This window comes from Neisseria sp. P0008.S010 (genome assembly GCF_051962715.1).
In the GTDB taxonomy this organism is placed as follows: domain Bacteria; phylum Pseudomonadota; class Gammaproteobacteria; order Burkholderiales; family Neisseriaceae; genus Neisseria; species Neisseria elongata.
In genome coordinates, this window is record NZ_JBQCVA010000232.1 from 1 (window position 1) to 311 (window position 311).

Sequence of the window (311 nt, forward strand, 5' to 3'; positions counted from 1 at the left end):
ATTGGGGGAGGCGAAAACAGCCGAAAACCTGTGTTTGGGTTTCGGCTGTCGGGGGAAGGGCTTTTTGCAAAGGTCTCCTTTTGGGTGGTTTCGGCGACGCTGCTCCCGCGCAGGGGGCGGTAGTTCGGCCACGGCATCAGTTGCATGGCACCCGGGGCGTTGAGCAGGATGGGCGAGGTCTCGCGTGCAGTCGCGCCCAAGACTTTTGCAACCGCGCCGTCTTTTAAGGAGGTCAGCCCCATTTTCACGTAGCTTAACGGGTTGATATAGTCATACCATTTCCAGTTGCAGGGGTTGGGCTCGTCGCCGAA

1 protein-coding gene is annotated in these 311 nt (G+C 58.8%); it reads right to left on the reverse strand.

The window, feature by feature from the left end:
• Window positions 1–311, reverse strand: a 311-nt coding sequence (locus ACTHSL_RS13355) for a hypothetical protein (RefSeq protein ID WP_440381706.1), incomplete at both ends; no start/stop codon positions are given.